Raw genomic sequence first — 17,824 nt, 5'->3', positions numbered from 1 at the left:
CATGGACAAGCTGTATCCCTCTCTTCCGTTTGCACCTGGTGAGACGCCGCTGTCCTGGGCTGCGCGTCTTGCCGCCCTGCACACCGGTGGCGGCCTCCGACCTTTCCTCAATGACATGGATGTGCCCTTCATGCGGCTCGCGGGCGGGTATGCAGATGCGATCCGGCGCCTCTGTGAACTGGCTGGTCAGGACCACAATGTGGTTGGGCATCACACCATCCGCAGCCTGGACGGCAGGCGTTTTGAGTTGCGCGGCGAGGTGTTCTCCAAGGACTTCATGACCGGCCGTGCGACCCGCTTTTGCCCTGCCTGCCTGGCCGAAGATGAAGGTGGCGCCAGCCGTCTCCACGCACGGCGGCGGGGGCGGCTGGAGTGGCTGCTGGCTCCGGTCAGGGTTTGCCCGCACCATCAATTGCCCCTGATCGAGCGGCAGCGTGATGCCTGGGACGGCAAGGCCCGGGAACTGCAGCTGCTGGTGCCTGAAACCGGTGCGGAGCTGCAGGCGCTGGCGGAGCCGTTGCCGGCCCGCGCGCCGTCGCCGCTTCAGGACTATGCGCTTGGGCGCTTTGAGGACTCAAAGGGGCCGGACTGGCTTGATGGCCAGGGGATCGAACAGGCAGTCCGCGCAACCGAGATGCTGGGGGCAGTTCTGAGGTTCGGTGCTGGCGCCAAGGCCCGCGGCATGGGGCAGATGGACTGGGATGAAGCTGGCCGGGCAGGGTGGCCGTACACGTCCCGTGGGCAGGAGGGTATCACAAGGGCACTGGACCTTCTTCTTGCAGATGTGCAGGGCCGTTGCGACGGGCGCCTGCGCCGGATCACGACTTACGGCATGCTCTACTCCTGGCTTGCCTCGTCGAAATTGTCCAAGGATCCGGGCCCGATCCGCGATATCCTGCGCGAACATATCCTGGATAACATGGATGTGCAGGCGGGGCAGCCGCTGCTCGGGGAAACCGGGATGCAACCGCGCCGGAGAAGTATCGCGTCATTGGCGGCATCTGAGGGTGTTAATGATGTCACTCTCAAGAATGTGCTCCGGGCCAAAGGTGTGATCTCGGAGACCGAGGCGGAGCTGCCGGGATCCCATGTGCTTGTGAATTACGAGACCGGCAAAACGGTGGCTGCGGAGATGAAACGGGCGGTTGCGGTCACGCTGTTGCCGCAGGTTCTCAATGCGTCCCGGCCTATGGTTGCAGCCTTGATGGACGAAGGGCTGCTGACGCCGTTGCACGACGGCGGGCTGAAACTGGGCAAGATCAGCCGCGCGGTCGATCGTGAGCATGTGGACGCGCTTCTTGCCAGCATCGAGCGCATTGCCACTCCCGTCGGCGAGGCTCCCGGTAGCATGGTCAGCCTGGCAAAGAGCGCTGAAATCAGCCGGAAGAAGATGCAGCTGGTCCTTTCCGCTGTGTTTGGCGGCCGGCTGCAGCGGGTCATGCGGCTCGAAAATGAGCCCGGCCTCAGCGGCCTCCTGGTCGATCCGCGCGAGGTGAAATCCCTCACTCAGCGCGGGCGGCCCGGCATGAGTATCGGTCTTGCGTTCATGATGCTCGGCATCGGAGCGGCTGCCGGCAAGCGGTTGGTCTCAGGCAAGTTCGGCGGGACAGTTCTGAAAACTGTTAGCGTTCCGGGCGAAGAAGACGCGTGGGTCACGCCCGCCGCCATGGCCTGCTTCCGCAGCAGGTACGTGACCTTCAAAAGCCTTCTGATCGAGGCGAAATGCAAGCAGCCTCAGTTGAAACGGATGCTGGCTGCGCACGAAGTGAAACCGGCTTTCGACCCGAAAACCCTGGGCGCGATTCTGTATCGAAGGGCTGACCTGCCGGAATCCTTGGAAATCTGACCTCCCAATGCATGCACCACGCAGATTGCCGCCTTCGGGCGGCATTTTTTTGGAACTTTCGATGGCAGATAATCCCGTGGAAAATGGCAGAAAAGCCGCCCCGGCTGGTTTTGCGCAGATATGGGGTGTTTTAAAACAATGACTTACAAGGTGGGCGCGGGCATCAATGGCATTTTTTCAGTGGTCCCGACATCTCGATAGTCGGACGCAGCATGACCTGCCCATTCAGAGGCGCTTCTTAGCCTTCTGATGCACAGTAAAGAGACCACCGGGAGCCCCGCTCTCGGTGGTTTTCTATTAGGCATACTTTCTGCAAAACACCGACTTTGTTGGAGGTTTCTTTCAGGAAAAGCAGCCTGCCTTCAACGTGGAGTTCGCCATCGGCTCCCGGGAAGAGCGAAAAAAAACTCGCTAGCTGCGCATCCGTCAGCTAGAAGAGATCAGACATGGTCAACACTCAGTTTTCGAACCGTGAGTCACGCATCCTGCCAGAAACCAATCGGCCTCCCCCTCGGTGAAACGATCGAGCCTGTGAGCGATTTCCTGTCAAGCCCCTGGAATGCCGACGAAAAGCGATGGCTCTTGGGACAAGAACCATCTTCAACGCGGCCATCAAATCACCATGGGCCTACGACAGATAGACCGTTTGCCGCAGGGCGCAGGCTGCTGAGAGTTTTGGATTTTTGGATGTCTTCACATCAAAATGTGAAATGGTGCGGTCGAGAGGCACGTCATATATGTTTTAATTCATTTACTTAGATACACTTGCGCGTTAATAATGCGGATTACGGAGCAAGTTACGTCGATCTCATCTGCAACAAGAAACAAGCCAAAAACACCTCTAGCGCTATCTTTTTTGCTTTCTTCGATCCCAAGACGCATCATCAGTCCAGCCAATGCGTATGTCTTCAATCTGCCCCAGGCGCCCGCAAACTGTACATCGCGCGCGGGCACAAACAGGGGCAGGATCAGCTCTATAAGACACCTCTATTGTCCCGACATGGCCGCAGACACACCACATATGCATTACGTGCGGCACCTCAACGCCTCCATTAGCCGTCAGGAACATTACGGGAACAAATTGCAAAATTCAAGTATCGGTCTATCGTGTCTAACAGCACCCGGTAGGCTAGAGGTACAAACTTCATGTGTGGAAGATTGGGCAGGCCAGACCTTACATGGCGACAGCTATATGAGTTGGAGCGCCGCTTCCTCGGCCCGCCTATACCGGTGCGCGACCCCAATGCGATTGAGCTGTCAGCGAGCTGGAATGTAAAGCCTACCCAGCTGGTGGATATCGCCTACCTGAATGGAAAGCGACTGTTCAGTACAACGGCCCGCTGGTGGTTCGTGCCAAGCTGGCATCGCGGCGATGTAAAGGACTGGAAGCGCAGCACCTTCAACGCGAAGATCGAGACAGCGGCCGGTCTGCCCAGTTTCCGCAATGCGTGGCGTTCACAACGATGCATCATCCCCGCAGCAGGCTACTACGAATGGACCGGACCAAAGGGCAATAAACAACCCTGGTGGATCACGACCGATAGCAACGCCCCTGCCCTGTTCTTTGCCGGGCTCTATTCGCACCTGAGAGATGACCTGCACACGTGCACTATTCTGACGCGACCGGCGTTGCCCCAGATCAACGAGATACACGCACGCTCCCCGGTGATCCTTGCGGATGATCAGATCGACCCTTGGCTCTCAGCGGCCCCTGAGACCGACGAAGCACAGAAACTAGGGCTAGCTTGGAACGACCGAATGAGAGCGCATAAAGTTGCCCCCTTTGGGCGCGATGACGATTGCATCGAAATGATCGAGCCAAATGGCACGCTATTCTAGCAGCGCTCTGTCTCAGCCATTCTGCAACATTCCTACCAAGTGCAACATCGACTCGGGGCACTGACGCAGATGGCAGGAAGAGGGCTTTCCTAGGGAGACGCTCCATGGTGCGATAGCGCGACAAAAAATGGCAACGAAATAGAGCTCGCCCTGCGATCAACTCTCGCAGTACAGAGCGGGTTCAATGGCAGTAAGAAGCACGGCGTATTCGCGACTTTGCGGAGGGGGTCTCCAAATGACGATATCGCCCACCAGAATAGCGGCGACAATCGAGCGCATGGCCCGCAGCGATAACCGCCGCCCCAATATCTTGGCCTTCAGCATAGCAGACACCAATGTAGCGATCATAAGAACGTTCGCCGTTCAGGCTGCATTCAATACTCTTACCTGCGAGGAAGTTGACCATCCAACGCCTGGCGTCCTTCCCCGCTCTGGTTTTCAACTCCGGCGCATCGACACCCTGTAGTCGAACTGGTGTTCCATCAACCACGATTGTGTCAGCATCTCGCACCCGTAGACCAGCAGCCAAAGCGGGAATTGAAACCACTAGAGCGAGCGCCACGGCAATTGCTGGTCTCATCGCGACCGCACTGGATAGTCTCATTCTGCTACGCCCTAATGTTCGAAACTGTTGCCGTCTCCGTAGCATCGAACCCAGCCGAGGACAGCCTAAAGTTGCTGCCACCGCTCCCATCCCGACTTGATATGGGTCAGCTTAATGCCGCACGATCCATTCAATTTATAGGTGATTCATTTTCCGGGGGAACCATGCGCAAATTTTTAAACGTACTGGCAGTTTTCGTTTTCATTGGTATTGGGGACAATGCAGTCGCGGCTGATCTGAACCACAGCATGTCGGATCTACAAGAAAGTACCAGCCCAGCTGCCTACACGGCGGCAACCTGGAAACGCCTTCGTGCGCTTGGCATCGACACTGAGACAACGATCTGGAATGCCGCTTGCTGTAAGACCTGCCGCAAGGGCAAAGCCTGTGGCGACTCTTGTATTAGTCGCAGCAAAACCTGTCGTAAAGGCAAAGGATGCGCTTGTGATGGATAAGGATGGCCTTCTCTTCCAGAAATCTGCAGCCTTGGCAAGAGGAACTCCCAGCCCGGAGCGGTCGTTCAGAAACAGTCAAAATGCTGGAACGTAGTTTCCTCAAACCTACCATGCACAACCAGATACTGAAACCTACGCAAGAGCTCGTAGTTTTTCTACTGCTAGTATTTTCATGGCAGAGGCGGTCTCTACCTTGACTATCTGGCTAGGGATTTGATTGTGGTGTATCTCAACAGATAGCCCCTAAATGTGGTGATATTTCGATAGCGGAAGGACAATCAGAGCGTGTACAGAAAGATCATCAAAGTATTTCTCGGTTCTCCGGGAGACTTAGAGGAGGAGCGAAGGGCTGCGAAGGGCATTGTTGATGAGGAAAACGCCAATCACGCAAATGAGCTAGGCTACCATATTGACTTGGTCGGTTGGGAGGACACTGTCTCTCAAAGGCGCCGTGCACAAGACGCAATCAATGTTGATTTAGACCAATGCGAGTACTTTGTCGGTCTAATGTGGAAGAAGTGGGGCACTCCTCCGGGTCCGGATGGACATCCTTACTCGTCCGGTTTCGAAGAAGAATATAGAAGGTCGGTTGATCGACACGAAAGAACGGGTAAGCCGGAAATTTCCTTATTGTTCAAGGAAATCCCTAGCGATGACCTTTTGGACGTTGGTAGGCAGCTCGAGAAAGTTCTCAGGTTTCAAAAGGAGATAAATGAAGAGAAAAAGCAATACTATCAAAAATTCCTGGATTTACGAGATTTCGAGAGACGTTTTCGAGCGATAATAGCAAAATTCCTTAAGGATCAACAGCTCGAAGATAGAAGTGTTGAAGAGAGCGACCCTCGACAACCTAAATCAATAGAGGACAAAAGGAATGGCCAGGAAAGTGGGGATAAGCAGTCAGAGCTATTCGACGCGAACGAATTAGAATTCATAGAACAGTTTATCGGAAAAGAGCAAGAAGGGGATAACGCTTTTAGTGCTGCCGAAGCCGCCCGTTTTAGGCTGCTAGCGTGTAGTATATCGCAATCTGGAAACGACAATATCGAACTTGGCAACCATGATGCGAACCTTATCTATCGGGACCTTCGCCACGTCGTGCTATCTAATAGGGAGCGTGAAAGTTTGCTGTCGACGGCCCTAGAAAGTCTCAACACTTCAACCGTGCCCTTGTGGCATTGGTTGTTTCTACCCGACTTTCAAATCCGTCGTAGGCTGCCGCTACGTACACTATGGGGGGGAGAAAGGCGTCGTCGAAACGCTTTTGCACTTCTTGAAAAGCTGGAAATATCGCCAACTGATTTTGAGGGTGGTATCGACAAATCAGATTTTCTAAAATTTTGGTTCTCCGAAGGTGTACCCAATGACCTTGTCATTTCAGCCCTGGAGTATTTAGGGGCTGTTGGGGATGACGGACTAGAAATTGAGTGGGAAAGGTTCATTGGTAGTTCTGAGGCAAACATTTCGCGTGCAGCTGTAAGGTCCAGTGCGCGCATCAAGGCTAGGTTTAACGCAACTGCGGCTTTACGGTTTGTCGCAGAGCATGAAGGCACTGACTTAGGAAACACGCTGAGTGAAGAGCTACTTGCAAACATTGGTGCAATCGAGACCGACGTCTTGCGCGAGTGCCTAAATAACAGAACAAAGCCTTTCCGAGCAGCTATCGCCGCCGAACTCTTGAAACGAGGAGCCTTAACCAAAGCTGACGCACAGCTGATTTGTGAGAGTTCCGAAGCCGATATTCGTTACATCGGTGTTAGAGCACTAGCGAAGCTGAATCCTGGATTGAGAATGGGCGAAGCCAGAAATATTTTGGTGAAGCCCCGCAAGTCTACTTCGCAAGGTCTATTTTCGTCTCCGCAAGACAGGGACTATCCTGGTGAAGAGGCGTATGAAAACTATAAGGTAAGCGTCCTGGGGGATCTGCCATACAGCGAATTGCTCAGCAGACAAAGTGACGAGTCTTTTTACTCAACTGAAGCGACGCTAGCTCTTTATTTGAGCCATTTCAAGAGAGTGAAACCTGAGCTTGTGGAACACCTCCTAGATGGTTTCGAGAAGTTTTGCGCTGGTAGATGCGCCGCTACGGAGGCGGAACCGTCTGATGCAGTCTATGCATATGTTAAGAGGAACTTGATTCAATCAGCGCTCGAGGCATTTTGCCTACGTGCCGGGAAACCGGACTTGGCTACCGTCCGGGCCGTCCTAGATGAGCATGAAATCGAATTCTCGGTCGATATTGCAAATTTCCTATCCAAGTATGGTCAGTGGGAAGACGCGGCACGGGTTGCCAAGATTTCAGGTAAAATGAAATATGTACGTGGTACATCAATACTTTCGATTGTTGATCATTCGAAATCTTACCAACTTGCGGCGAACGTGATCTTGAAACTCGGAAAGCAAAGAATTGCGGACGTGTGGAACTTGGATTTTCCAAATTCGGTCAGATCACAGCTTGTGGTCCAAATGACAAAAAAACACTTTTCAGCTTTCGATGATCAAAAAATAGTCGACATGCTATTGTGGGATAATGACTCCGTGCGCGAGACCGTTGCCCTTAAAGCCGTCTTGTGTTTGTCGAAAGCAAGACTGATGAAACTTCTGAAATCGTACTATGAGGTCAATAGTAGCTACTACTACAATGCAATATTTTGGCTCGATTTGGGCGTATCTGCAGACCGAGAAACAAGCCGAAGAGTTGCACTAAAAGAACTAGAAGAAAAATAATTCTGATGATGAAGGGGGGGGGCTGCAATCGGATGTCTGTTTTTCTGCAGGTCCACTGCAGAGGACCTAACTAGCGAGTTACTAGTGTCCACCTGAACTGCACCGGCTCCACTAGTGATCCGTCACCATGATGACGCTCTGAATAGGGCCGGTCAGTCCGGTCCTGACGCTTGCCGGACCCGACTTTGCAAAGTCAGCTCTCTGCGCCTAGTCAACATAACACCAAGAACACAGAAGCCCCGCTCACTGGCGGGGCTTACACGTTGCAGTCATGCGGGTATCCGTTCGCGTCACCCATGACAGCCAGTTATCTGGCAGTGTCTCAGGATCATCGGGCATTGTCACCCTAGCCTCCCCGTAGGAGTCACATCCCGCGTCACCAGCGATCAGAGTTTCGCCGCAGCTGCTCAATGTCATCATCGCGATCATTGCCGCGCAGATCTTCCACTGCCTCACGGCCGACCTCCTTTCGCTTTGCGCTGTCTGTCAGCGTCTCGATGTAGGTTTCCTTGCGTACCTCTCCCTCTCTGGACCGCCCATAGACCCAGATAGCCGCGAGGAACGCCCCAGCGGCCACCAGATAGCCCCAGAAGCGGAATAGCAGGGCGGAGATCACTTGCCCTTCTCCGGGGCCACCCAAGACGCCCAGAAGCCAATCCCGGCCATCAGCAGGGCGACCAGGGCAGGCCAGCCCGCGCCGCCGATGAGAGAGCGCACCAGCGCAACCGGATCATCTGATGCCAGGATCACCGCAAGCACCGGCCCGATAGCTGTCAGAAGATGGCGCAACTGCCCTTGCACCTTGGGGTTTCGTAGCTTGTTCATGTCATGCCTCATTTGTGGAAATTGGGGTGCCGCTAGGGGTCAGGAGAATGCGACGGCCTGTGATCGGGACGCCAATCGGCCAGCGCGCCGACAGCAGCCGGGACTTCGCGATCCGGGTGACGGTGACAGCGTTCGCCTGATTGCCGCCCAGAACGTGATAATGAGTGTCGTCCTCGCCGTGATAGAACCCGACGTGACCCGCCCAATGGTCCCGGCTGATCCGCCAGAACACCAGAGTGGCCCCGAAGGCGGGATCGCACTCAGCTCCCCAGTGCTGCCAGTTCCGGGCACCAAGCGGGTTCCCAGGCAGATCAATGCCTGCATCCGCCGCCCGGTGACAGGTCGCAACGAATGCGCCGCACCACGGGATATCGCGCGGGTCGATCCACGCCACAGAGGCGTCAAACCAGCGGCGCAGGGCTGCGGTGTTGCGCTGCTCATGCAGGCCGCGCACCTTGGCGGCTTCGGCCATCCATGGCAGATCCGACCGCTCTTGCACGGCAGGCATCAGCGCCGCGCGTGTCAGCGGGCCGACATAGGGCCGCGCGCGCAGGCCAATCGACCGCTTGAACGCGACAACCGCGGCGTCCGTGCGGGGGCCGCGCAGGCCATCATGCGGGCCGGGGTCAAAGCCCAGCTGAGAAAGCCGGGTTTGCAGCCAGAGTGTTTCGGCGTTCATGGCGTCACCTCGAATGTGTTACTGGTGCGTCTGACCTCGCGCGCGCGACCCTGCGTCGGATGGATGCGCCAGAGCGTGTTCACCCGGTATTCGCCGGGCGGCAGGTGGAGCGGATCCGCCCATGTCCACCAGCAGAGATCGAGCTTGTCGGGCAGCTGGTTTTCCGGCCGGTAGTCATTGGCTCCCCGATAGGTGCGATAGGTGGACCAGCCATAAGAAGCACGCGCCATGATGGTCACGGTCCACTCAGCCTTGAATGGCCTGTTGATCTCGCGATCAAACTGCATTTCCGGGCAATCACCGGCAGAGGCGTCTGCGACCCGTACCTCCCCCGCCTGAAACCACCAGCTGGTGGGTAGCGCGCTGGTCATGAGGCTCAGCGCAAGCACCACCCCCCAAGCCGCGATGATGAACTTGCCCCAGGTCATTTCTTATTCCCCCGCAACAGTCGGACTGCATCCTCGATGCCGAGGGAGAGCACCTGCCGGGCGATATGCTCACCCGTCAACGCGATCAGCGCACAGACGGCATAGGTGTAGATCTCGCCGTCCAGCTCCAGCCAGTCCATCAGCGGCTCTGTAAACACCAACGCGCAGCTGATCGCTGACGCCGTGGTGGTGACGGCACCGAAGATCGTAATCTGCGGCGATGCCCGCAGCTTGAGAAGAATGGCGGCGATCATCGCCAGCCAGAATTCCGGTGAAAACAACAGGTCTCGCATGTGCCTATGTCAGCTCCATTTGTGGATGGTGACGGCCAGCACCATTGCCAGCCTGCGGATGCGCCCCACGCCATCGGCGCGGAGGGCTTCGGAAAACGGTGCGGCCGCGCTGACCCGGCCCCAGCCGAGGACATGGATCGCATAGTCATGCAGCGCGGCGGCTTTCAGGTATCGCGGGTTGTGCCGGTCAAAGATCCACCCGGCCCAGCGGGGGATTGAGACATCAAAGGGAAACCCCTGCGGCACGTACAAAAAGAGACCGGACCCCTTGGCTCCGATCTCCCATGCGATTGCTTTGGTGGTGTGATAGCCCGACCCGCTACGGGCGCACCAATCAGGCGGCTGGCCAGCCATCCAGAACGGCCTGCGCGCCATTGGGGAGATGACCCAATCCAGCAAGCAGCGCCAACCCCGGCGCTACCTCTGGATCGTCGCGCTGCACCTGTTCGGCCATATCCAGCATGATCCACATCGCTTTCAGCTCTGGCGCATCCCGCGCCGCCACCAGCATGTCAGGTGTCATGCCGCCAAGAAACATGCACAGCCGCATGAACCCGATCTTGGTCAGCGGCTGATAGACCGGATCCGGCACCGGGATATCCTCAACGCCCCAGGCGGCCCCGTCCCACGTCAGGCGCTGGGTTTCCGGGTCGTGATCAGGCTGCGGCGGTGCCGCGATGCAACCAGCATCTGCGATTTCCTCAGCGGTGAAGCTGGCCGGATCGGTGCGGCTGCGCCCGTCGCTGAGACGAATGCGGAAAGGGAGCGGCGCAGGATAGCTGCCGCCTTTGGTGTAAAGGGTCATAGCGTCACCTTGTAAATTCGATTTGGGGAGAAAACGATGAATTCGGGGGTGTCGGAATCTTCCCTGAAGTACACCGCTTGCGCTCCGGCAATGTCAGTATCGATCTCGGCCAGATGGATCTGCCGCCCTGTGTCGATGATCGAAGCGACGTCCCAAGCCTCAGAAAACTGGAAAAGTCGGATGCCTTCATTAGACCCACGGGACCATGTGGCATAGGCATTCATCCCGTTGCTAGAAAAATGGGCGTGATCAAGGTTATCACCAAACGGGACGATATTTGACGCCGTCTTTTCGAGAGTCAAAGTTGTAATGTCCCAAGGGGTGGACATGTTGTATTGACCGATATCGCGGCCCTGGGTTGCATAAAGCTTAGCCCCGTCGGCGCTGATATCGATGTTCCGATCCTGCGTAACAATGGCATTGCTCAAGCCTGAGGAATACGCAGATGCCACATCCCAAGGGGTGGACATATCGTATTGATAGACGCGGTTGTTGTTCAGTTCGTTGACATAGAAACGTGTTCCATCCGGCTTGAACTTCACCCCCCATGGCGAACTAGCAACGCCACTCATCGAGAAGGTGGACCCAGCCGTCAACGTGGAGGTGTCCCAAGCAACACCAAAGTCCCATTGCTTCACATTCAGAGCCGAAATATCGACGCTGTATAGCCTCATACCGTCCGGCTTCACATCCAGCGATCGATCAGCGTGCGCATGCGTGAAAATCTTCGTACTATCAAACTTAAACCCAAACCCGACATCCAAGCCGCCGTTTCGCTGACCGGCCCGCAACATGCGGTCCCCGCGCATGGTACCAATCATGCCACCCATCAGAGATCATACTCCAGGGCGCTGAAGCTCAGCACCGCGTCACCTGCGGTTGAGGCTTGGGCCTGCACCTGATCGCCTGCACTCAGGATCAATGTGCCGCCCATCGGATAGATCGGGCCGGTACCGTTCGGCTTGATCGTTTCATCCTGACAGAGCTGCGTAATCGCGTCGCCGTCCGACGCATCCAGCCACTGGACTGTCACATCCACCTCGTTGGCCGGATCGATCGGGGTGATCTGAAGGTGTGAGACCATCGCATAGCGACCGGCAGGCACGGTGTAGACCGTCGCCATGGCATCAAGCGCGAGGCGTTTGGACACAGGATATTGCGACATCGGGTTCTCCTTAGAAATTCGCGGCGAAGACCAGCGCGAGGCGGGCCATTTCGTCCCTGGTCTTCGCGACCGGGTTCAGGTTGTGCCAGTTGGCGGGATCTGCGGCAGGATCGATGGCCGAGGTGAAATCGGCCTTGGCTCGGTAGGTCAGCCCATCCGTGGGCGACCAGACCGCATCGCCATCGCTATAGTCGCCAGCGGCCCAGCGATCCGCGTTCACGCCGCTTTCAAACGCGGCGCTGGCCTCTGCCACCGCTGCGGCCTGTGTGGCCACCTGCTCTGCCGCTGCGTTGACCTCCTGCGCCTGCTGATTGCTGGCAAGCGCGCGGGCCGGAATCTCGCCCAGGAAGATGTCAACGTCGGCGGAGAACTCAGCAGGCGGATCATCGCGGCTTGGAATCTTGGTGAAGGCCGGCACATTGGTGATAGGCATTAGGTCACACTCTCCACTTCTAGGTTGAAATTGGAATAAACGGCATTTTCATAGCGGGTTGTGATCTCGCGCGGGTATCCGTAGACAATCGCGCCATCGCGATTTGGATCGCCAATGTAGAGGCAAGGAATATCTGATATTCCGCGCAAGAAATCGTAGACAAAATCGACCTGCGGCGTGTCCAGATCGATTTTGAAACTGGCCAGATCTGCCTTTCTGCGAGGCACGATATTGACGGTGCCAAACTGATCCCGGTTGATGTCTGAGAAGTTCATCTGATCACGACCAGTGCCGTATTGTGTGATACCGATCTTTCGCTGGGCACCAATGAGCACAGCACCAACCAGCACAATGCCACCGGCCTCTCCAGTTACCGTGACTGTGATGGGGCGCGAGTAGGAGGGCAGATCCACAAAGCTGGTGTTTTTCTTTCGCAGGACCGGTGAAAAGAAATAGTCCCAGTAGTCAGCCACCTGCGAGTTATCTGCCATGGATTTTGTGGCCTGATAAATCGGCGCGCCATCGTCATCGAAGATTTCTACCGTCACCGAAACGGCATCGACATTCAGCAGGGTCACGGAGTTCACCACCTGAGGCGGATCAATGGTCACGGTCACCACCTCATCCGCTTCGGTTTGCGAATGGTAGAACTCATCAAACATCTTGAACCGATTGGCAGCACCTACCTTGATCCAAGTCGGCGGGTCAGCGGATAGCCCATCAATCGGGCTATCCGTGGTTTCAATAACTGCGCGATAGAGCACGTTGCCGACGCGGCGAATGGCATCTTGCGGCGTGGTGCCCGCAGACCATTCCGGCTCCGACAGCGCGACATCCGAAATCAGGTTCTGACCCGTGACCTCGATCGGCTTGATGATGATCATGCGCCGCCCTCCAGCTTCACATCGCCAAATTCCATCCGGCGGATGGACTGTGCCGTTTTGCCGGTGGCATCCGAGATTGGCCCCAAGAACCCTTCCAGCACGGTTTTTACCCCCTGCATCTCCTGCTCCAGCCTTCTGTTCTGATTGGGCGCCGCAGCAGCCGCCTGGGCTTGCGCCAGATTGCGGATCTGGTTCTGAACCGACTGAAGGGAGTTCGTCTGCGAGGCCGCAAACGAATTGAGCTGCGCCGCGACAGCCTGAGAGATCCCGCTGGCCATGGTCGACAGATCACCGCTCAAGCCGTGAACCGCCGAGACAACGTTATGGACACCCTGGACAACACCCGGCAGGCCGACGCCCGGATCAATGGTGGACGCGACCAGTTCCTGCATGCTGGTTCGGATGGTTTCCAGTGCCGCCACCCTGCCCTCGATCCGCTCTGACATCAGCGCATGACGTTCGGCGGTGTGATTGAGCTGGGAGACGGCATTCTCAACTTTGATCGCCGCGATGTATTCCCCAGTCGCCATTTCCAACGCCTGCCGCCCATCTGCAAGGATCTGATCCAGCCGGGCCATTTCCGCATCAAACTGCGATTTTTCCAGTTCGATCTGGCGTTCCAGAGCATCGACGGCCATCTGATCGGCACTCATCGCAGCCCCTGCCCCATCGGCGCGGCGCGCGATGATGTTGGACGTCCGGTAGAAATCCGCCAGATAATCCTCGGCAGTTGAGAAGGTACCAGAATTGTCCTCACCCAAGACCCCCAGCGCGTTGGCCAGCTGGTTCGGATCGGAACCGCCATCCTTGACATAGGCCAGGGCACTGCGCCGCGCCATCACAGCGGCACCCGCATCCACACTGCGGCGGGACTTGGCGGCATCATCCAGTGTTTCAAAGAGACGACTGGACGCGGCTGCAGCATTCTCAAGACTGCTTAGACGGCCTGACAACGTATCCATCAGCCCGTCATGGAGGGTGCGGAATTCGTCACGCTCAGCAGCGACTGAGATCTGCAACCGCTTGAACCGCAGTTTCAGCCGGTCACCCACCACATCCAGACGGCCCTCCAGGCGCTTCACCGCCTCATCGATCGACGCACTCAGCCCGTCAAAGGCATCGCGCAGATCCTGTTCTTTCAGCTTCTGCGCCTCCGCCTCCAATTGTGACAGGCTATCGCCTGCCCCTTCCAGCGCGTCCGCTGCCTCTTGCGCATTGCCATGCACAACGGCGAATTCATCCGCGAGACCGATCAACGTCACATAGGCGGTGCGCCCCTCTTCGGTCGTTCGATCAAGTCCACCCACCAGGTTGCGAAATTCCGCATGTGTGGTCGGCAAAGTCAGGTTCAGTTCACCTGCCGCCTCATCAAGGGCTTTCTGCGCATGTTCCTGCCGCTTGGCCTGCTTTTCCACATCGGTAAACATCAGCTCAAAGTAGGAGCCGAGGCCGGTTGTGAACTGCTCAACACCGCCGAAAGCGTCCATCAGCAGCGAAGCGCTGTTCGCAGCCTCCAGCGAGCCAGTCAGCAAGGTCTGGTTGATGAGGTCAAACCCCTCATTCGCAGTGATCAGTGACCCGCCCAGGCGGGCAAGCGTCTCATACGACCCCTCGCCAGCCCTAGCATAGTCTTCAGTCTCCAGGACCAGATCAGCCATGCCGTCGCCGAGCTTGGTCAGCTGTTCCTCGAAGGCCTTCGCAATCTGTTCTTGATTGCCCGCATTTGGACCGGTCAGCCAGATTGTGAAGCCATCGGCGGTGAAATCCTTGATCGCATCGGCGCCAAGACCCATGGCTGCGGCCATCTTTTCGACGTTGGTGCGAACCGCGTCAGCGCCATCGTCCAGCAGTTTCTGGATTTCCGGGCGCGTATCATAGTTGACCTGTTTGTCACCGCGTAGAAATTTGCCATCCCAGAAATCGAATTCGAAACCATCAAACCCGTCCGGTCCAAGCGATCCGCGAACTGCCCGCCCATCGTATTCTCGTGACAGGCCCTTAGCCAGAAATGCAATGCCGATGGCGATCGGACCAAGAGCACCAGCAAAGCCTGCGATAGAGGTCAGCGAACCCGTCAAGGCCGCAGCACCCTGGGCACCTAAGAGGCCGGTATATGCACCAATCCCACCGCCAAACAGAGTAGACGCACCCAATCCAAAGCCGCTGACCAGACTGCTGCCTAACCCGCCCAGTCCGAGCAAACCGCCTACCTGACTGCCACCGCCACCACCGGAAGCACCGCCGCCGCCAGCACCGCCGATCAGGTTGCCCAGCCCAAGCACATTTGAAACAGACGCCACCACCGGCAGCACGATTTTGGAATGGGCAAACTGATAGGCGATATCCTTCAGCATGCCCTTGATCGTGTCGCTCAGACTGCCACCTTCAAACGCCGTGCGGGTGATCTGTTCAGACCACTGCTCTTGCATACTGGTGACGCGCCGCAGGGCCTCCTCCTGATCCTCGACCGCGATCAGCTGATCAGCCAACCCGTTGATCTGATCCTTGCTGAGGTTCGCAGCATCGCGCCCCAAGCGCCCCTGCACCGCATGCAGCGCCTCATATTTGCGGCGCTGTTCACCGGTCAGCGTGACCAGCTTGCGGCGATGGGCGATCTCTTCCAGCAACCCCGGCAGCGCACTTTTGGACGCGGAACCGGCAGCGGATTTCACCTTGCCGAGCGTGGTGATCTGCTTCTGATATTCGGCCCGCAGCTTCTGCTCTTGTGCAAAGAGCTCAACCTTCTGATTGATGCCCTCGCGCACAGTTTCAGCGTGACCATCCTGCAGATCCCCCTGCGCCAGCAATGACGCCTCAAGTTCTGCCCGATACTTCGCAACACTGGCTTCAGCTTTAGAGCCACCACTGGCCAGCGCTGACATACCGGCCTTCAGTCCAGCAATGTTCGCCTGAGCGCCCGCCAATGCACCCGGCAGGCTGGCCAGAAAACTGCTGACAGTGGCCGCCTGCGAGGCAGCACCACTCAGTCCAGCCTCAAGGTTTCGGCTTCCCGCAGCCGCAGCTTCAGCACTAACTGCAGCCGATCCGGTGCTATCTGCAGTTCTATCAGCCGCCACAGACGCAGCATCCAAGCGCGCCTCAGCGATTGCCAAGGCTTCGGATAACGCCTGGATATCTGCCTTAGCCTTGGCCATCCGTTCGGTTTCATACAGGTTGGAACCAAAGAAATTTGTGGTGAAAGAAGCCGCTTCCAGTTCGGCTTTTGCTGCCGCCAATGCCTCGCGCGTTGCATTTCGGGCGTTCTCTGCCGCCTGCCGCATGGCTTCAGCATTCTTGGCCGACATATCGGCATAGAATGCGTCAGTGGTCTCGCTCAGCAACCGATGGGCATCCCGGACGCCATCGATCGCGATCGCGTAGTCTTCTGCCGCCTGCCGCAATTGCGTGAAACCCTGATAGATCCCGCCAGCAACAACGATCAGGGCGCCAAGACCTGTTGCCGTTCCGGCTGCAGTGAGCAATTTAAGGCCGCGCGTAAGGCCCTTAATACTCAGGCTTGCAAGGCCTGCTGATACGCTGGTCGCACCCAGCGCCATTTCCAGTGCCAGAGCGGCCTTAGCCGCCGCCGCAAATTTTAAAGGGGCAAGGGCCACCGTCGTGACAACGCCAGTCAAGCCGACAGCCAAAGGGGTTGCAACCTTCAGCAGCAACCCGAGACCAAGCGCAGCAGGCCCGATGGTTGCCGTCAGCGCAAGCCCACCCGCCACAAACTGCTTTGTCTGATCCGTCAGCCCATTGAACCACTCGGCAGCATCCGCTGCCTTGTCGCTGATGAACTCCAGCGAAGGGGCGAGACCAACGGTCAACTGATTGGCGACACCACGCCCGACCACGCCAAGGCGCGAGATCGCATCATTGGCCATCTCGATCTGGTCGGCATCCACCTCAGAGACGGCAACACCAAACCGTTCGACATCTTCAGCAGCAGTCCGCAACGTCGCGGAATCGATCCGAGAGAAGATCACGCCAGCCCGGCTGCCGAACAGATCAGAGGCAACCGCCGCGCGCTCTGCCGCAGGAACGTAGGACAGCATAGCGTCTTGAATTGCGGCGATCCGCTCATCAAGCGGCAGAGCCTGCAAATCACTGGCGCGAAGGTGCAAGCGCTCCAGCGCCTTGGCTGCGGCCCCAGTTCCGCCAGCGGCTTGGCTCAATCGCTTGGTGAGCTGGATCGATGCTTGCTGGACCTCACCCATGGACACGCCAGCCAGATCCGCAGCCCGGTCGAGAACCTGAACCGACTTAACCGTGGTATCCAAGGATTGCGCCATCTTTGCCTGGGCATCGACGATTTTCAGGCTGGATTTAACCGCAACCGCCGCCGCGCCGGCCAAGGGCAGCGAGAACCCCAGCGACATCCGACGCCCGTGCTTTTCAAAGCCATCGGCCATTTTGACCATGCGGCGCTCCAGACCGCCCATGACGGCCTTGGAGCGCTTGGCACCGGATTCAAATGCGGCACTGTCCAGCGACAATAGCCCGCGCAGCGCGCCAATAACTGCACTCATTTACCGCCCCTTTTTACCTTTTGCGTGCATGCCGATGAAGGCCGCGCGCAACTGCGCGACATCCCGTTTCGGGTTGCTTTTCCTAGTAGTTCTCGCGCCGTTCACTTTGGTGAAGTCCGGCATTTTTTCGGGCTTGTGAAACGCATAGGAAACCAAAGTGCTCAGCTCCTGGTTTAGAACCCGCTGCACCGCGATCGCGTCTTTCTTGGCTGTGATACCTGCACGAGTGATCAGGTCATATTCGCGCAGGCTCACAGTCCAGAAATCGGCGTGGTGATTGCCCAGCTCACACCACGTCGACAGCAAGTGCCC

Annotated in this window: 17 protein-coding genes; 3 read left to right on the top strand and 14 right to left on the bottom strand. The window is 57.2% G+C overall.

All coding sequences use genetic code 11. The features are described from left to right. The first annotated feature begins 1 nt into the window (after nt 1). Nucleotides 2-1,846, top strand: a complete 1,845-nt coding sequence (locus VWZ85_RS16090; RefSeq protein ID WP_416589105.1) for a TniQ family protein — start codon at nt 2-4, stop codon at nt 1,844-1,846. A 1,146-nt stretch (nt 1,847-2,992) separates the two neighbouring features. Further along, the gene (locus VWZ85_RS16085; RefSeq protein ID WP_416589103.1) at nt 2,993-3,685 is read left to right on the top strand and encodes an SOS response-associated peptidase; all 693 of its coding nucleotides are present in this window, start codon (nt 2,993-2,995) and stop codon (nt 3,683-3,685) included. 181 nt (nt 3,686-3,866) lie between these two features. Here the strand turns inward: VWZ85_RS16085 and VWZ85_RS16080 are convergent, their stop codons facing one another. Beyond that, nucleotides 3,867-4,265, bottom strand: a complete 399-nt coding sequence (locus VWZ85_RS16080) for a thermonuclease family protein (protein ID WP_416589101.1) — start codon at nt 4,263-4,265, stop codon at nt 3,867-3,869. Nucleotides 4,266-5,029: 764 nt separating this feature from the next. Between VWZ85_RS16080 and VWZ85_RS16075 the strand changes: the two genes are divergently transcribed. Beyond that, nucleotides 5,030-7,471, top strand: coding sequence for a DUF4062 domain-containing protein (locus VWZ85_RS16075; protein ID WP_416589097.1), 2,442 nt, complete (start codon nt 5,030-5,032; stop codon nt 7,469-7,471). Between the two features lie 376 nt (nt 7,472-7,847). On the opposite strand, the gene VWZ85_RS16070 is transcribed toward VWZ85_RS16075, so the two are convergent. From VWZ85_RS16070 to VWZ85_RS16010, 13 genes are read right to left on the bottom strand one after another with little or no spacing between them, the layout of a single operon-like run. Next, nucleotides 7,848-8,087 (bottom strand): hypothetical protein, encoded by a 240-nt coding sequence (locus VWZ85_RS16070; RefSeq protein ID WP_416589095.1) that lies wholly within the window; start codon nt 8,085-8,087, stop codon nt 7,848-7,850. Continuing rightward, nucleotides 8,084-8,296, bottom strand: a complete 213-nt coding sequence (locus VWZ85_RS16065; RefSeq protein WP_416589093.1) for a hypothetical protein — start codon at nt 8,294-8,296, stop codon at nt 8,084-8,086. Before VWZ85_RS16065 ends, VWZ85_RS16070 begins: the two co-directional genes overlap by 4 nt. Nucleotide 8,297: 1 nt before the next feature. Further along, nucleotides 8,298-8,975 carry a TIGR02594 family protein gene (locus tag VWZ85_RS16060; RefSeq protein WP_416589091.1) on the bottom strand — a complete coding sequence of 226 codons (678 nt, stop codon included), beginning with the start codon at nt 8,973-8,975 and terminating at the stop codon, nt 8,298-8,300. Then, nucleotides 8,972-9,403: a hypothetical protein gene (locus tag VWZ85_RS16055; protein ID WP_416589089.1), complete on the bottom strand. Its 432-nt coding sequence runs from the start codon at nt 9,401-9,403 to the stop codon at nt 8,972-8,974. The genes VWZ85_RS16060 and VWZ85_RS16055 overlap by 4 nt, the downstream gene beginning before the upstream one ends. Continuing rightward, a complete protein-coding gene (locus VWZ85_RS16050) occupies nt 9,400-9,696 on the bottom strand; it encodes a hypothetical protein (protein WP_260081030.1) in 297 nt (98 codons plus the stop codon). Before VWZ85_RS16050 ends, VWZ85_RS16055 begins: the two co-directional genes overlap by 4 nt. Nucleotides 9,697-9,705: 9 nt before the next feature. Then, nucleotides 9,706-10,050 carry a DUF1353 domain-containing protein gene (locus VWZ85_RS16045; protein ID WP_040182849.1) on the bottom strand — a complete coding sequence of 115 codons (345 nt, stop codon included), beginning with the start codon at nt 10,048-10,050 and terminating at the stop codon, nt 9,706-9,708. Next, on the bottom strand, nt 10,031-10,501 hold the full coding sequence (locus VWZ85_RS16040) for a hypothetical protein (protein WP_416589087.1): 471 nt from the start codon (nt 10,499-10,501) through the stop codon (nt 10,031-10,033). Before VWZ85_RS16040 ends, VWZ85_RS16045 begins: the two co-directional genes overlap by 20 nt. Further along, nucleotides 10,498-11,331: a YncE family protein gene (locus tag VWZ85_RS16035; protein WP_416589085.1), complete on the bottom strand. Its 834-nt coding sequence runs from the start codon at nt 11,329-11,331 to the stop codon at nt 10,498-10,500. Before VWZ85_RS16035 ends, VWZ85_RS16040 begins: the two co-directional genes overlap by 4 nt. Then, on the bottom strand, nt 11,331-11,666 hold the full coding sequence (locus VWZ85_RS16030; RefSeq protein ID WP_416586850.1) for a hypothetical protein: 336 nt from the start codon (nt 11,664-11,666) through the stop codon (nt 11,331-11,333). The genes VWZ85_RS16035 and VWZ85_RS16030 overlap by 1 nt, the downstream gene beginning before the upstream one ends. Before the next feature lie 10 nt (nt 11,667-11,676). Then, the gene (locus tag VWZ85_RS16025) at nt 11,677-12,099 is read right to left on the bottom strand and encodes a hypothetical protein (protein ID WP_416589083.1); all 423 of its coding nucleotides are present in this window, start codon (nt 12,097-12,099) and stop codon (nt 11,677-11,679) included. After that, nucleotides 12,099-12,983: a hypothetical protein gene (locus VWZ85_RS16020; RefSeq protein ID WP_416589081.1), complete on the bottom strand. Its 885-nt coding sequence runs from the start codon at nt 12,981-12,983 to the stop codon at nt 12,099-12,101. Before VWZ85_RS16020 ends, VWZ85_RS16025 begins: the two co-directional genes overlap by 1 nt. After that, complete coding sequence (locus tag VWZ85_RS16015; RefSeq protein WP_416589079.1) at nt 12,980-17,512, bottom strand: hypothetical protein; 4,533 nt, start codon at nt 17,510-17,512, stop codon at nt 12,980-12,982. The genes VWZ85_RS16020 and VWZ85_RS16015 overlap by 4 nt, the downstream gene beginning before the upstream one ends. Then, nucleotides 17,513-17,818 (bottom strand): hypothetical protein, encoded by a 306-nt coding sequence (locus tag VWZ85_RS16010; protein ID WP_102873921.1) that lies wholly within the window; start codon nt 17,816-17,818, stop codon nt 17,513-17,515. Between the last annotated feature and the right edge of the window lie 6 nt (nt 17,819-17,824).

Source organism: Phaeobacter sp. JH20_29, assembly GCF_048056175.1.
Lineage (GTDB): Bacteria > Pseudomonadota > Alphaproteobacteria > Rhodobacterales > Rhodobacteraceae > Phaeobacter > Phaeobacter bryozoorum.
Note: the sequence above shows the minus strand (reverse complement) of the source record. Positions and strands in the feature narration are given on the sequence as shown.

What these genes read in the sequence shown, in the direction of transcription:
- VWZ85_RS16090 (WP_416589105.1), top strand. Translation starts at nt 2, where the DNA reads ATGGACAAGCTGTATCCCTCTCTTCCGTTTGCACCTGGTGAGACGCCG.
- VWZ85_RS16085 (WP_416589103.1), top strand. Translation starts at nt 2,993, where the DNA reads ATGTGTGGAAGATTGGGCAGGCCAGACCTTACATGGCGACAGCTATAT.
- VWZ85_RS16080 (WP_416589101.1), bottom strand. Translation starts at nt 4,265, where the DNA reads ATGAGACCAGCAATTGCCGTGGCGCTCGCTCTAGTGGTTTCAATTCCC.
- VWZ85_RS16065 (WP_416589093.1), bottom strand. Translation starts at nt 8,296, where the DNA reads ATGAACAAGCTACGAAACCCCAAGGTGCAAGGGCAGTTGCGCCATCTT.
- VWZ85_RS16060 (WP_416589091.1), bottom strand. Translation starts at nt 8,975, where the DNA reads ATGAACGCCGAAACACTCTGGCTGCAAACCCGGCTTTCTCAGCTGGGC.
- VWZ85_RS16055 (WP_416589089.1), bottom strand. Translation starts at nt 9,403, where the DNA reads ATGACCTGGGGCAAGTTCATCATCGCGGCTTGGGGGGTGGTGCTTGCG.
- VWZ85_RS16050 (WP_260081030.1), bottom strand. Translation starts at nt 9,696, where the DNA reads ATGCGAGACCTGTTGTTTTCACCGGAATTCTGGCTGGCGATGATCGCC.
- VWZ85_RS16045 (WP_040182849.1), bottom strand. Translation starts at nt 10,050, where the DNA reads ATGGCTGGCCAGCCGCCTGATTGGTGCGCCCGTAGCGGGTCGGGCTAT.
- VWZ85_RS16040 (WP_416589087.1), bottom strand. Translation starts at nt 10,501, where the DNA reads ATGACCCTTTACACCAAAGGCGGCAGCTATCCTGCGCCGCTCCCTTTC.
- VWZ85_RS16035 (WP_416589085.1), bottom strand. Translation starts at nt 11,331, where the DNA reads ATGGGTGGCATGATTGGTACCATGCGCGGGGACCGCATGTTGCGGGCC.
- VWZ85_RS16030 (WP_416586850.1), bottom strand. Translation starts at nt 11,666, where the DNA reads ATGTCGCAATATCCTGTGTCCAAACGCCTCGCGCTTGATGCCATGGCG.
- VWZ85_RS16025 (WP_416589083.1), bottom strand. Translation starts at nt 12,099, where the DNA reads ATGCCTATCACCAATGTGCCGGCCTTCACCAAGATTCCAAGCCGCGAT.
- VWZ85_RS16020 (WP_416589081.1), bottom strand. Translation starts at nt 12,983, where the DNA reads ATGATCATCATCAAGCCGATCGAGGTCACGGGTCAGAACCTGATTTCG.
- VWZ85_RS16015 (WP_416589079.1), bottom strand. Translation starts at nt 17,512, where the DNA reads ATGAGTGCAGTTATTGGCGCGCTGCGCGGGCTATTGTCGCTGGACAGT.